Origin of the sequence: Enterobacter sp. PL1 (assembly GCF_945957325.1) — a bacterium.
In the GTDB taxonomy this organism is placed as follows: Bacteria; Pseudomonadota; Gammaproteobacteria; order Enterobacterales; family Enterobacteriaceae; genus Enterobacter; species Enterobacter roggenkampii.
In genome coordinates this window covers 157,793-171,344 of record NZ_CAMFKT010000006.1, presented here as the reverse complement: position 1 = coordinate 171,344, position 13,552 = coordinate 157,793, and the positions used below count along the sequence as shown (strand labels likewise).

The 13,552-nt window shown below is 57.6% G+C and carries 11 protein-coding genes; 6 read left to right on the top strand and 5 right to left on the bottom strand.

Annotated features, from left to right (window positions below; translation table 11 throughout):
• Nucleotides 1-115: 115 nt before the first annotated feature.
• On the top strand, nt 116-748 hold the full coding sequence (gene crp / locus N6P30_RS07965) for a cAMP-activated global transcriptional regulator CRP (protein WP_000242758.1): 633 nt from the start codon (nt 116-118) through the stop codon (nt 746-748).
• A 57-nt stretch (nt 749-805) separates the two neighbouring features.
• A complete protein-coding gene (locus N6P30_RS07960) occupies nt 806-2,893 on the top strand; it encodes a YccS/YhfK family putative transporter (protein WP_023294714.1) in 2,088 nt (695 codons plus the stop codon).
• Here the strand turns inward: N6P30_RS07960 and N6P30_RS07955 are convergent.
• The 4 genes from N6P30_RS07955 to ppiA all read right to left on the bottom strand — a co-directional run bounded on the left by N6P30_RS07955 (nt 2,890) and on the right by ppiA (nt 6,052).
• Entirely contained in the window at nt 2,890-4,110 is a 1,221-nt protein-coding gene (locus N6P30_RS07955) for an aspartate aminotransferase family protein (RefSeq protein WP_023294715.1), read from the bottom strand. The genes N6P30_RS07960 and N6P30_RS07955 overlap by 4 nt on opposite strands.
• An 85-nt stretch (nt 4,111-4,195) precedes the next feature.
• Nucleotides 4,196-4,759, bottom strand: coding sequence for an aminodeoxychorismate synthase component 2 (gene pabA, locus N6P30_RS07950; RefSeq protein WP_008503021.1), 564 nt, complete (start codon nt 4,757-4,759; stop codon nt 4,196-4,198).
• A gap of 30 nt (nt 4,760-4,789) precedes the next feature.
• Nucleotides 4,790-5,374 (bottom strand): putative adenosine monophosphate-protein transferase Fic, encoded by a 585-nt coding sequence (locus tag N6P30_RS07945; RefSeq protein WP_023294716.1) that lies wholly within the window; start codon nt 5,372-5,374, stop codon nt 4,790-4,792.
• Nucleotides 5,375-5,479: 105 nt separating this feature from the next.
• Complete coding sequence (gene ppiA, locus N6P30_RS07940; protein WP_014885514.1) at nt 5,480-6,052, bottom strand: peptidylprolyl isomerase A; 573 nt, start codon at nt 6,050-6,052, stop codon at nt 5,480-5,482.
• Nucleotides 6,053-6,330: 278 nt separating this feature from the next.
• Here ppiA and tsgA point away from each other — a divergent pair, with 278 nt between their 5' ends.
• The gene (tsgA, locus tag N6P30_RS07935; protein ID WP_021242206.1) at nt 6,331-7,515 is read left to right on the top strand and encodes an MFS transporter TsgA; all 1,185 of its coding nucleotides are present in this window, start codon (nt 6,331-6,333) and stop codon (nt 7,513-7,515) included.
• 18 nt (nt 7,516-7,533) lie between these two features.
• Here tsgA and N6P30_RS07930 read toward each other — a convergent pair whose 3' ends face one another.
• Entirely contained in the window at nt 7,534-8,835 is a 1,302-nt protein-coding gene (locus N6P30_RS07930) for a cytosine deaminase (protein ID WP_023294717.1), read from the bottom strand.
• A 239-nt stretch (nt 8,836-9,074) separates the two neighbouring features.
• Between N6P30_RS07930 and nirB the strand changes: the two genes are divergently transcribed.
• From nirB to cysG, 3 genes are all read left to right on the top strand, one after another.
• Nucleotides 9,075-11,618 (top strand): nitrite reductase large subunit NirB, encoded by a 2,544-nt coding sequence (gene nirB / locus N6P30_RS07925; RefSeq protein WP_021242204.1) that lies wholly within the window; start codon nt 9,075-9,077, stop codon nt 11,616-11,618.
• Nucleotides 11,615-11,941 carry a nitrite reductase small subunit NirD gene (gene nirD / locus N6P30_RS07920; RefSeq protein WP_008503027.1) on the top strand — a complete coding sequence of 109 codons (327 nt, stop codon included), beginning with the start codon at nt 11,615-11,617 and terminating at the stop codon, nt 11,939-11,941. Before nirB ends, nirD begins: the two co-directional genes overlap by 4 nt.
• Before the next feature lie 134 nt (nt 11,942-12,075).
• Nucleotides 12,076-13,449, top strand: a complete 1,374-nt coding sequence (gene cysG / locus N6P30_RS07915) for a siroheme synthase CysG (protein ID WP_008503028.1) — start codon at nt 12,076-12,078, stop codon at nt 13,447-13,449.
• Nucleotides 13,450-13,552 lie beyond the last annotated feature (103 nt).

The window sequence follows — 13,552 nt, the reverse complement described above, 5'->3', positions numbered from 1 at the left end:
GCGAAACGTTACGGTAGCCGACTTCCCAGGGTATGGGTAAGAATTCGATTGCAACCCCAGAGTCCGGATGCATCTGATGACTCTGGTGACAGCTTATAACAGAGGATAACAGCGCATGGTGCTTGGCAAACCGCAAACAGACCCGACTCTCGAATGGTTCTTGTCTCATTGCCACATTCATAAGTACCCATCAAAGAGCACGCTGATTCACCAGGGTGAAAAAGCGGAAACGTTGTATTACATCGTTAAAGGCTCGGTGGCAGTGCTGATCAAAGATGAAGAAGGGAAAGAGATGATCCTTTCTTATCTGAACCAGGGCGATTTCATCGGTGAACTGGGCCTGTTTGAAGAGGGCCAGGAACGTAGCGCCTGGGTTCGTGCAAAGACAGCATGTGAAGTGGCTGAAATTTCTTACAAGAAGTTCCGTCAGCTGATTCAGGTTAACCCTGACATTCTGATGCGTCTCTCTTCCCAGATGGCGCGCCGTCTGCAGGTCACCTCAGAGAAAGTGGGCAACCTCGCCTTCCTGGACGTGACGGGCCGCATCGCACAAACTCTGCTGAACCTGGCGAAACAGCCAGACGCCATGACCCACCCGGACGGCATGCAAATTAAAATTACCCGTCAGGAAATTGGTCAGATCGTCGGTTGCTCCCGTGAAACAGTGGGCCGTATCCTGAAAATGCTGGAAGATCAAAACCTGATCTCCGCCCACGGTAAAACCATCGTGGTTTACGGAACGCGTTAATTCCGCTTAAACGGCGTGCCATCGCAAGGTGTCACGCCGTTTTTGTCTCTACTCCTCATGTGGCGCAGGCTGATCTATCACCCGGAAGTTAACTACGCACTGCGACAAACGCTGGTGTTGTGTCTACCCGTGGCCATCGGCCTGATCCTCGGACACCTTCAGCAAGGCCTGCTCTTTTCCCTCGTGCCCGCCTGCTGCAACATTGCTGGCCTGGACACACCGCATAAGCGCTTTTTCAAACGACTGATCGTGGGCGGCTGCCTGTTTGCTGGCTGTAGCCTTGCCGTACAGCTTTTACTGGCCCGGGATATCCCGCTGCCGCTGATCCTGACGGTGCTGGCGATGACGGTCGGCGTCACGGCGGAAATCAGCTCGCTGCACGCCCGCCTGCTTCCCGCCTCGCTGATTGCGGCCATCTTCACGCTGAGCCTCGCCGGGAATATGCCGGTGTGGGAGCCGCTACTGATCTACGCGCTGGGAACACTGTGGTACGGGCTGTTTAACTGGTTCTGGTTCTGGCTGTGGCGGGAACAGCCGCTGCGCGAATCCCTGAGCCTGCTCTATGTGCAGTTGGCGGAATACTGTGAAGCCAAATACACCCTGCTCACCCAGCATACCGATCCGGAAAAAGCCTTACCGCCGCTGCTGACGCGCCAGCAGAAGGTGGTGGATCTGATAAGCCAGTGCTATCAGCAGCTGCATATGCTCGCCGCCAACAAGAACCACGAATACAAACGGCTGCTGCGCACCTTCCAGGTAGGCCTGGATCTGCAGGAGCATATCTCCGTTAGCCTGCACCACCCGCAGGAGGTGCAAAAGCTGGTTGAGCGCAGCCACGCCGAAGCGGTGATCCGCTGGAACGCGCAGACCGTCTCGGCACGCCTGCGCGTGCTGGCTGACGATATTCTCTACCACCGCTATCCCACGCGCTTTAACATGGAAAAACAGCTCGGTGCGCTGGAGAAAATCGCCCGTCAGCATCCGGATAACCCGGTCGGCCAGTTTGCCGCCTGGCACTTCAGCCGCATCGCCCGCGTGCTGCGCACCCAGCGCCCGCTTTATTCCCGCGACCTGATGGCGGATAAACAAAAACGGCTTCCCCTGTTGCCCGCGCTCAAAAGCTATCTGTCTCTCAAATCGTCCGCCCTGCGCAATGCCGCACGAATTAGCGTGATGCTCAGTATCGCCAGCCTGATGGGCATGGCGCTGCATCTGCCGAAGCCCTACTGGATCTTAATGACCGTGCTGTTCGTCACCCAGAACGGCTACGGCGCCACGCGGGTGCGTATTCTGCACCGGGCGGGCGGCACCATGGCCGGGCTGATCATTGCAGGCGTAACGCTGCACTTCCACGTGCCGGAAGGCTATACCCTGGCAGGCATGCTGGCGATCACGCTGGTGAGCTACCTGATTATCCGCAAAAATTACGGCTGGGCGATGGTGGGCTTTACGGTGACGGCGGTATACACCCTGCAGCTGCTTACGCTGAACGGCGAACAGTTTATTATCGCCAGGCTGATTGATACCCTGATCGGCTGCCTGATTGCCTTCGGCGGCATGGTCTGGCTGTGGCCGCAGTGGCAGAGCGGGCTGCTCAGGCAGAACGCCCACGACGCGCTGGAGGCCGACCAGCAGGCCATTCGCCTCATCCTGAGCGACGACCCGCAGCCCTCCCCGCTGGCGTATCAGCGCATGAAGGTCAACCAGGCGCACAACGCCCTGTTCAACTCGCTCAACCAGGCGATGCAGGAGCCGGGCTTTAATTCGCACTATCTGGCGGACATGAAGCTGTGGGTGACGCACAGCCAGTTTATCGTCGAGCACATTAACGCCATGACGACGCTGGCGCGCGAGCATACGATGCTGACGCCGGATCTGGCGCAGCGCTACCTGCAGTCGTGTGAAATTGCGTTGCAGCGCTGCCAGCAGCGTCTGGAGTATGACTCACCGGGCGAGTCGGGGGATTTAAATATTCTGGAAGCGCCGGAGACGTTAACCCACGGGCCAATGAGCACCCTTGAGCAACACTTGCAGCGCGTGCTGGGGCATCTGAACACCATGCACACCATTTCGTCGGTGGCATGGCGTCAGCGTCCGCATCATGGGGTTTGGTTAACGCGCCGGTTGAAACGAACCGAATATTAGCCTTTAACGATCTTTGCAACCGCCGCGGCAAAGCGGGTTAAGCCGTCTTCGATGTCTTTGTCTTCCACCACCAGCGACGGCGCAAAGCGCATCACGTCCGGCCCGGCGTTGAGCACCATCACCCCTTCGCGAGCGGCGGCGTGCAGGAAGTCGCGCGCGCGGCCCTTGTACTGCGGCTTCAGCTCGGCGCCAATCAGCAGCCCCATCCCGCGGATCTCGCTGAACACGTCGTACTGCTCGTCAATCTGCTTCAGGTGCTTCACAAACAGCTCGCGCTTCGCGCTAACGCCGTTTAGCACCTCTGGCGTGTTGATGATGTCGAACGCGGCCCCCGCTACGGCGCTCGCCAGCGGGTTACCGCCGTAGGTAGAGCCATGAGAACCGACGTGGAACGCGGAGGCGATCTCCTGCGTCGTCAGGACCGCACTCACCGGGAAACCGCCGCCGAGCGCTTTCGCGCTGGTCAAAATATCCGGCGTCACGCCGTAGTGCATATAGGCAAACAGGTCCCCGGTACGCCCCATCCCGCACTGCACTTCATCAAACACCAGCAGCGCCTGATGTTCGTCGCACAGCGCGCGCAGCCCTTTCAGGAATTCCGGGGTTGCCGCGGTCACGCCGCCTTCCCCCTGAATAGGCTCGACCACCACCGCGCAGGTGTGGTCGTCCATCACCGCTTTCACCGCGTGCAGATCGTTAAACGGCACGTGGACGATGTCGGCCGGTTTCGGGCCAAACCCGTCGGAATACTTTGGCTGACCGCCAACGGAGACGGTAAAGAAGGAGCGTCCGTGGAAGGCATTGTGGAAGGCGATGATTTTGGTTTTGTACGGGCTGTGGCGCGTGGTCGCGTAGTAGCGCGCCAGCTTAAAGGCGGTTTCGTTGGCTTCGGTGCCGGAGTTCATAAACAGCACGCGCTCGGCAAACGTGGCATCAATGATCTTACGGCCCAGGCGCAGCGCCGGTTCGTTGGTGAAGACGTTGCTGGTGTGCCACAGGGTTTCGCCCTGGGTTTTCAGCGCCTCCACCAGCGCGGGATGGCAATGACCCAGCGCCGTGACCGCAATACCGCCCGCGAAATCCACATACTCCTTGCCCTGCTGATCCCAGACGCGGCTGCCTTTCCCCTTCACCGGGATAAATTCAGCCGGTGCATAAATCGGCAGAATCACTTCATCGAATGTCGCGCGGGTAATTGCTGGTTGTTCAGTTGCCATGTCATGCCCATCCATTTATGTCACATTGATTGTGAAAATATAATCACAAAATATGCATAAAAAATCACAGCAAGGCAACAGATATTCAGCGATGGAGGAAATTTGCCAGCAGCGCGTGCCCCTGCTCGCTGAGGATGCTTTCCGGATGGAACTGCACGCCTTCGAGATCCCATTCGCGGTGACGAATCCCCATGATCTCCTGCGTATCGCTCCAGGCGGTCACCTCAAAGCCGTCGGGCAGCGTCGACGGGTCAATCACCAGCGAATGGTAGCGCGTCACGGTTAACGGATTATTGAGCCCCGTGAACACTCCGGTGCCCGTGTGGGTGACCGGCGAGGTTTTACCGTGCATGACTTTGGCGGCGCGCACGATGGTGGCACCAAAGGCCTGGGCAATCGCCTGATGGCCCAGACAAACGCCGAGGATCGGCAGCTTGCCGGCATAGTGCTGGATAACCTCCAGCGAAATACCTGATTCCGACGGCGTGCAGGGGCCGGGTGAAATCACGATTTTCTGCGGAGCCAGCGTCTCGATATCGGCCAGGCCAATCTCGTCGTTACGTCGGACAACCACCTCTGCACCCAGTTCGCAAAAATACTGGTAAAGGTTCCAGGTGAAGGAATCGTAGTTATCAATCAGCAGAATCATGGCGGCTCCCGAAAAAAATGCCGCCCTATTCTACTCAGATTCCCGCGCTTCGCTCACTACTTTGGCAAAGATCGCGTTTAGCGCGGTTAAATCCCCCGTTGCGCCGCTGCGGTTAGCGGACACCCACTCCTCGGGATCGATATCGCGCCAGTCCAGTGAATAGCCCGCATGGATCGCCAGCTGCTCAAAGAAAACGCGCTGAGCAATACCGTTACCACTCGCAAAAGGATGCAGCATGTTGATTTCACAATAATAATGGCTAATTTTTTCAATGAACGCCGCTTTCTCAAGGCCAGCCAGATACTTTTCGCTTTCCAGTGCCGCCATCAGTTCATTACCCATCTTTTCGATGTATTCGAAATGGCAGAAGGGAATATCACCTTTGAAAATATCGTCGGTACGGAACTCACCTGCCCGCTTCATCTCTCTGCGGTAGAGATGGCGGTGAATAAGGCACAGATGGGGTAACCCGGGCGCGGAAGGCCCAAGCGCCAGGCTCTCAATGTCGGGATCCGATGGACCATTACCTTTCTCAAGGAGACAACTGGCCTGAAAGTTGACGCTACGCTGCTGCTCCCAGAGACGGGATTTTTGCTTGTCGGTGAGTTTTTTCACTTAACGCCTCCCTGAATAGTCCGTTTGCCACAAGTATAAGCAGCAAAACGCGCTTTCGCAGGGAGGGGTCACAACACGGGCGAGCCTCGCCCGCGTCGAAGAACGTTACGGCAGAACTTTTGCGGAGAGGATCACGACAGGTTTGGACGGCACATTCTGATACGGACCGACGTCATGGGTAGGCACCTGAGAAATCTTATCGGCCACGTCCATCCCTTTCACGATTTTACCGAACACCGCATAGCCGAAGTCGCGCTGGCCGTGGTCGAGGAAGGCGTTATCCGCCACGTTGAGGAAGAACTGGCTGGTCGCGCTATCTTTGTCTGCGGTACGCGCCATAGAGATCGTGCCGCGTTTGTTCAGCAGGCCGTTGTCCGCTTCGTTTTTGATTGGCGGGTTCGGCTGTTTCTGCTGCATCTGCTCGTTGAAGCCGCCACCCTGAATCATGAAGCCCGGGATCACGCGGTGGAAGGTGGTGTTGTTATAGAAACCACTGTTCACATAGTCGAGGAAGTTTTTCACAGAAACCGGAGCTTTCTGGCTATTCAGTTCCAGCTCAATATTCCCGGCGGAGGTGGTCAGCAGAACGTGAGGGTCCCCTTTTGCTGCCAGCGCAGCAGGGGAAACGGCAGAAAGAGCAAACACAGCTGCGACAGCCGCCAGTGTTGATTTGAGCATGAGAATTCCTTAACAAAGCGCAGTATAAAAAGCGAATGGCTTGATTCTAAAGAGCAGTATGAACGTAGACCAGCCTTTTACCTAATTTTACGAAATTGAAACAATTATTACTGCGCAAACGATTGGTTAGACCGCCACTTAATGTGATTTAGATCACATTAAAACCTGCAATGACATAATCATTACCCTTAAAAGATAGGAATGGATCACTTTAGCGACTAAAATCTGCCCGCTCTCAGCGCCCCTTCGGCGCTTTTCTTTTTTTGAACAGGCCAGACATGACTAACAGCAATCGCATCAAGCTCACATGGATCAGCTTCTTCTCCTACGCCCTGACCGGCGCGTTGGTGATCGTCACCGGGATGGTGATGGGGAATATCGCAGACTACTTCCAGCTGCCCGTTTCCAGCATGAGTAACACCTTCACCTTCCTCAACGCAGGGATCCTGATCTCTATCTTCCTGAATGCCTGGCTGATGGAAATCGTGCCGCTGAAAACCCAGCTTCGCTTCGGCTTCGTGCTGATGGTTGCCGCCGTGGCGGGTCTGATGCTCAGCCACAGCATCGCCCTGTTCTCAGCCGCCATGTTCGTGCTCGGCCTGGTCAGCGGGATCACCATGTCGATCGGGACGTTCCTGATTACCCATATGTATGAAGGCCGCCAGCGCGGCGCGCGCCTGCTGTTTACCGACTCCTTCTTCAGCATGGCCGGAATGATCTTCCCGATGGTCGCTGCCGTTCTGCTGGCGCGCAGCATTGAGTGGTACTGGGTCTACGCCTGCATCGGTCTGGTCTACGTTGCTATTTTCATTCTGACCTTCGGCTGCGAATTCCCGGTTCTGGGTAAAAAAGCGCAAACCACGGCAGAGCCTGTGGCGAAAGAGAAATGGGGTATCGGCGTGCTGTTCCTCTCCATCGCCGCCCTGTGCTACATCCTGGGCCAGCTGGGCTTTATCTCCTGGGTACCGGAATACGCCAAAGGTCTGGGCATGAGCCTGAACGACGCGGGCAAACTGGTGAGCGATTTCTGGATGTCCTACATGTTCGGCATGTGGGCGTTTAGCTTCATCCTGCGCTTCTTCGACCTGCAGCGCATTCTGACCGTGCTGGCGGGCCTGGCGACCGTGCTGATGTATCTGTTCATCAACGGTTCCCCGGAACATATGCCGTGGTTCATTCTGACCCTGGGCTTCTTCTCCAGCGCGATCTACACCTCGATCATCACCCTGGGCTCTCTGCAGACCAAAGTGGCCTCGCCGAAGCTGGTTAACTTCGTTCTGACCTGCGGCACCATCGGCACCATGCTGACCTTCGTGGTGACGGGCCCGATCGTAGCCCACAGCGGCCCGCTGGCCGCGCTGCACACCGCGAACGGTCTGTACGCCGTGGTGTTCATCATGTGCTTCATCCTGGGCTTTGTGACCCGCCACCGCCAGCACAACGCGGCAGCGGCATCGCACTAAACCCTGCGCCCCTTTGCATTATGCAGAGGGGCTGTTTCTGGCGAAACTGACCTCTTCTCCTCCGGTATCCATCTGGATCCAGGTCTGCGCCAGCTGCGTGGTGGCGATAATCCGCCCCTGACGAATCGACCAGCGCACCGGCACCTGACAGCGCACCGCTTCAAACCCGCTCTCCGCAGGCAGAATAATCAGGTTTGCCGGATTTCCCGTTTCAATACCGTAATCGCTCAGGCCGAAGGTACGGGCGCTGTTATGGGTGATCAGGTTCAGGCCATTGTCGATTTGCGGATAGCCCATCATCTGGCAGACGTGTAGCCCCATATGCAGCACCTGCAGCATATTGCCGGTGCCGAGCGGGTACCACGGGTCGAAGACATCGTCGTGACCAAAGCAGACGTTAATGCCCGCCTCCTGCAGTTCTTTCACGCGGGTGATACCGCGACGCTTCGGATAGTCATCAAAGCGCCCCTGCAGGTGGATATTGACCAGCGGATTCGCGACGAAGTTAATCCCCGACATCTTCAGCAGGCGGAAAAGCCGAGAGGTGTACGCGCCGTTGTAGGAGTGCATAGCGGTGGTGTGGCTGGCCGTCACGCGCGGGCCGATGCCAGCCTCATACGCCAGCGTGGCCACCGTCTCGACAAACCTCGACTGTTCGTCGTCAATTTCATCGCAGTGGATATCCAGCGGTCGGTCATACTTCTTCGCCAGCTCAAAAGCGATGTGCAGCGACTGGACGCCATATTCCCGGGTAAATTCGAAGTGCGGGATCGCCCCCACCACGTCGGCTCCCAGTTTTAACGCCTCTTCAAGCAGCGCCGCGCTGTTCGGGTAAGAGAGAATACCTTCCTGCGGAAACGCGACGATTTGCAGCGTTACCCACGGGGCCACCTCCTGCTTCACCTCCAGCATCGCCTTCAGGGCGGTAAGCGTTGGGTCAGAGACATCCACATGGGTGCGGACAAACTGAATGCCGTTAGCAATTTGCCACTTCAGCGTTTTCCAGGCGCGTGCTTTCACATCCTCGTGGCTGAGCAGCGCCTTGCGCTCCGCCCAGCGTTCAATGCCTTCGAACAGCGTGCCGGACTGGTTCCAGTTCGGCTCCCCCGCCGTCTGGGTGGTATCAAGATGAATATGCGGCTCGATGAACGGCGGGAGAGCAAGCCCACCGCGCGCGTTCAGTACCTCATAACTTTCGGCGTGGGTATCGTCCATGGGGGTGATATCACCAAAACGCCCGTTCTCGATGGCAAGTTGCCACAGCCCTTCCCGACCCGGTAAACGCACATTCTGAACAAGCCATAACGGTGATGTAGACATACCTTTCCCCTCATAAACGCAGCTGATATTCAGGCGTATCGATTTTTGCAAAACCGCCCCTGATTTGTACACAAATTCAACGAACACGAAAAGCCTGCGATTTCCGCCACTTATAAAAATCCTGACAAATCAGTCATATACCACCTAAGGAGTAGGCGAAGGCGTATTTGATTTGCATCAATAAGCGCCCCTGCTGAATCGTTAAGGTAGGCAATAATAGAAAAGAAATCGAGGCAATAATGAGCAAAGTCAGACTCGCTATCATCGGTAACGGCATGGTCGGCCACCGCTTTATTGAGGATCTTCTCGATAAAGCCGATGCTGAGCAGTTCGATATTACCGTGTTCTGTGAAGAACCCCGCAAGGCATACGACCGTGTGCACCTGTCTTCCTACTTCTCCCATCATACCGCCGAAGAGCTCTCTCTGGTGCGTGAAGGTTTCTACGAGAAGCATGGCGTAAAAGTGCTGGTGGGCGAACGCGCTATCACCATCAACCGTCAGGAAAAAGTGATCCACTCCAGCGCCGGCCGTACGGTTTTTTACGACAAGCTGATCATGGCAACGGGCTCGTATCCGTGGATCCCACCCATTAAAGGCTCGGAGACTCAGGATTGCTTCGTTTATCGCACGATTGAGGACCTCAACGCCATCGAATCCTGCGCGCGTCGAAGCAAACGCGGCGCGGTTGTTGGCGGTGGCCTGCTGGGCCTGGAAGCCGCGGGCGCGCTGAAAAACCTCGGCGTTGAAACCCACGTCATCGAATTTGCGCCGATGCTGATGGCCGAACAGCTCGACCACATGGGTGGCGATCAGCTGCGCCGTAAGATCGAAAGCATGGGCGTGAAGGTTCACACCAGCAAAAACACCAAAGAGATCGTTCAGGAAGGGACTGAAGCACGCAAAACCATGCGCTTTGCCGACGGCAGCGAGCTGGAGGTGGACTTCATCGTCTTCTCCACCGGTATCCGCCCGCGCGACAAGCTGGCAACGCAATGCGGTCTGGCCGTCGCGCAGCGCGGTGGGATCATGATTAACGACACCTGCCAGACCTCCGACCCGGATATTTACGCCATCGGCGAATGCGCCAGCTGGAACAACCGCGTATTCGGCCTGGTCGCGCCCGGGTACAAAATGGCGCAGGTCGCCGTGGATCATATCCTGGGCAGCGAAAACGCCTTCACCGGCGCAGACATGAGCGCCAAGCTGAAGCTGCTGGGCGTGGACGTAGGCGGTATTGGCGATGCGCATGGCCGCACGCCCGGCGCGCGCAGCTATGTCTATCTCGACGAAAGCAAAGAGGTCTACAAACGTCTCATCGTCAGCCAGGACAACAAAACCCTGCTCGGCGCGGTGCTGGTGGGCGACACCAGCGACTTCGGCAACCTGCTCCAGCTGGTGCTGAACGCCATCGAGCTGCCGGAAAACCCGGACGCGCTGATCCTCCCGGCGCACGCCTCCAGCGGCAAGCCGTCCATCGGCGTGGATAAACTGCCGGACAGCGCGCAGATTTGCTCTTGCTTCGACGTCACCAAAGGCATGCTGATCTCCGCGATCAACAAAGGGTGCCACACCGTTGCGGCGCTGAAAGCGGAAACCAAAGCCGGTACCGGCTGCGGCGGCTGTATTCCGCTGGTCACCCAGGTGCTGAACGCCGAACTGGCGAAACAGGGCATCGAAGTGAACAACAACCTTTGCGAGCACTTCGCTTACTCTCGCCAGGAGCTGTATCACCTGATCCGCGTGGAAGGCATCAAGTCCTTCGACGAACTGCTGGCGAAGCACGGCCAGGGTTACGGCTGTGAAGTGTGTAAACCGACAGTCGGCTCCCTGCTGGCGTCCTGCTGGAACGAGTACGTGCTCAAACCCGAGCATACGCCGCTGCAGGACACCAACGATAACTTCCTGGCGAACATTCAGAAAGACGGTACTTACTCCGTCATTCCGCGTTCCGCCGGTGGTGAAATCACCCCGGAAGGGCTGGTCGCGGTGGGCCGTATCGCACGTGAATTTAACCTCTACACCAAAATTACCGGCTCCCAGCGTATCGGCCTGTTTGGCGCGCAGAAGGACGACCTGCCGGAAATCTGGCGTCAGCTGATTGAAGCGGGCTTCGAAACCGGTCACGCGTACGCCAAAGCGCTGCGCATGGCGAAAACCTGCGTGGGCAGCACCTGGTGCCGCTACGGCGTCGGTGACAGCGTGGGCTTCGGCGTTGAGCTGGAAAACCGCTACAAAGGCATCCGTACCCCGCACAAAATGAAGTTCGGCGTCTCCGGCTGTACCCGCGAATGTGCGGAAGCGCAGGGTAAAGACGTGGGTATTATTGCCACCGAGAAAGGCTGGAACCTGTATGTGTGCGGCAACGGCGGGATGAAACCGCGCCATGCGGACCTGCTGGCGGCGGATCTCGATCGCGACACGCTGATTCAGTATCTCGACCGCTTCATGATGTTCTACATCCGTACCGCCGATAAGCTGACCCGTACCGCCTCCTGGCTCGATAACCTCGAGGGCGGCATCGACTACCTGAAATCGGTCATTATCGACGACAAGCTGGGCCTGAACGAACATCTGGAAGCGGAAATGGCGCGCCTGCGCGAGGCGGTGATCTGCGAGTGGACGGAAACCGTCAACACCCCGGCGGCGCAGACGCGCTTCAAACACTTTATCAACAGCACCCAGCGCGACCCGAACGTACAGGTTGTGCCGGAGCGCGAACAGCATCGTCCGGCGACGCCGTATGAACGTATTCCGGTCACGCTGGTGGAGGAAAACGCATGAGCCAGTGGGTAAACATCTGCAATATTAACGACATTCTCCCCGCCACCGGCGTCTGTGCGCTGCTGGGCAACGAGCAGGTGGCGATTTTCCGCCCTCGCCACGATGAACAGGTCTTTGCCATCAGCAATATTGACCCGTTCTTTGAGGCCAGCGTGCTCTCCCGCGGACTGATTGCCGAGCACCAGGGTGAACTGTGGGTCGCCAGCCCGTTGAAAAAGCAGCGTTTCCGCTTAACCGACGGACTCTGCATGGAAGATGAAAGCTTCTCGGTCAAACACTACGACGTCCGCGTGAAGGACGGCGAGGTGCAGCTGAAAGCGTAACCCCTCGCCTTTTCAATAGGAAAGGCTTATGACCCCTTATGGGTAACGGCAGGAAAAACCGTATGTTCTGTACGATTCCTGCTGTTATCCTGACGTCAATTCTTCCCCCGCCATGAATGCTGTGAGGTAACGTCGTGGATCACCTGCCGATTTTTTGTCAATTACGCAACCGCGACTGCCTGCTCGTGGGCGGCGGCGACGTGGCCGAGCGCAAAGCGCGCCTGCTGTTAGAGGCTGGCGCCCGCCTGACCGTGAATGCCCTTTCCTTCGCCCCCCAGTTTGAGGTTTGGGCCCAGGAAGGGATGCTCACGCTGGAACAGGGTGCGTTTAATGAATCCCTGCTGGACACCTGCTGGCTGACCATTGCCGCGACGGATGACGATGAAGTGAACCAGCGCGTGAGCGACGCCTGCGAAGCGCGCCGTATCTTCTGCAACGTGGTGGATGCGCCGAAAGAAGCCAGCTTTATCATGCCGTCGATTATCGACCGCTCGCCGCTGATGATTGCGGTATCGTCCGGGGGACGTTCACCGGTTCTCGCGCGTCTGCTGCGGGAAAAACTGGAAGCCCTGTTGCCTCAACACCTTGGCCAGATTGCGCATTATGCCGGTCAGCTGCGTTCACGCGTGAAGCAAACCTTCGCGACCGTGGGCGAGCGCCGTCGCTTCTGGGAAAAATTCTTTGTGAACGACAGGCTGGCGCAGTCGCTGGCGAATCAGGACACCAAAGCCGTTGAAGAGACGACTGAGCAGTTGCTAAGCGAACCGCTGGACCATCGCGGCGAAGTGGTGCTGGTGGGCGCAGGCCCCGGAGATGCGGGTTTGCTGACGCTGAAAGGGCTACAGCAGATCCAGCAGGCGGATATCGTGGTGTACGACCGTCTGGTCTCCGATGACATCATGAACCTGGTGCGCCGCGACGCCGACCGCGTTTTCGTGGGCAAGCGCGCGGGCTACCACTGCGTGCCGCAGGAGGAGATTAACCAGATCCTGCTGCGCGAAGCGCAAAAGGGAAAACGCGTGGTCCGCCTGAAGGGGGGCGATCCGTTTATCTTTGGACGCGGCGGTGAAGAGCTGGAAACCCTGTGCGACGCGGGTATTCCGTTCTCCGTGGTGCCCGGCATTACGGCGGCGTCCGGCTGTTCAGCGTACTCTGGCATTCCGCTGACCCACCGCGACTACGCTCAGAGCGTGCGTCTGGTGACGGGCCACCTGAAGACCGGCAGCGAGCTGGACTGGCATAACCTGGCCGCCGAAAAGCAGACGCTGGTGTTCTACATGGGGCTCAATCAGGCCGCCACGATTCAGGCGAAGCTGCTGGAGCACGGTATGAATGCGGATATGCCCGTCGCGCTGGTCGAAAACGGCACCGCCATTACGCAGCGCGTGGTGGATGGCGTGCTGACGCAGTTAGGCGAGCTGGCGCAGCAGGTCGAAAGCCCGGCGCTGATTGTGGTGGGCCGCGTGGTTGAACTGCGCGACAGGCTGAACTGGTTCTCCAATCACTAACGCATATTCTCCCTTCCTGGAGTAGTCCTTAAGCGGACTACTCCCCTCTTACCGCTACCGATAACATACCGCCCCGAAGTGGAACTTTTCCCTTTATTCCCTT

Coding starts and splice junctions, on each gene's coding strand:
- crp (WP_000242758.1), top strand. CDS start 116: ATGGTGCTTGGCAAACCGCAAACAGACCCGACTCTCGAATGGTTCTTG.
- N6P30_RS07960 (WP_023294714.1), top strand. CDS start 806: ATGTGGCGCAGGCTGATCTATCACCCGGAAGTTAACTACGCACTGCGA.
- N6P30_RS07955 (WP_023294715.1), bottom strand. CDS start 4,110: ATGGCAACTGAACAACCAGCAATTACCCGCGCGACATTCGATGAAGTG.
- pabA (WP_008503021.1), bottom strand. CDS start 4,759: ATGATTCTGCTGATTGATAACTACGATTCCTTCACCTGGAACCTTTAC.
- ppiA (WP_014885514.1), bottom strand. CDS start 6,052: ATGCTCAAATCAACACTGGCGGCTGTCGCAGCTGTGTTTGCTCTTTCT.
- tsgA (WP_021242206.1), top strand. CDS start 6,331: ATGACTAACAGCAATCGCATCAAGCTCACATGGATCAGCTTCTTCTCC.
- N6P30_RS07930 (WP_023294717.1), bottom strand. CDS start 8,835: ATGTCTACATCACCGTTATGGCTTGTTCAGAATGTGCGTTTACCGGGT.
- nirB (WP_021242204.1), top strand. CDS start 9,075: ATGAGCAAAGTCAGACTCGCTATCATCGGTAACGGCATGGTCGGCCAC.
- nirD (WP_008503027.1), top strand. CDS start 11,615: ATGAGCCAGTGGGTAAACATCTGCAATATTAACGACATTCTCCCCGCC.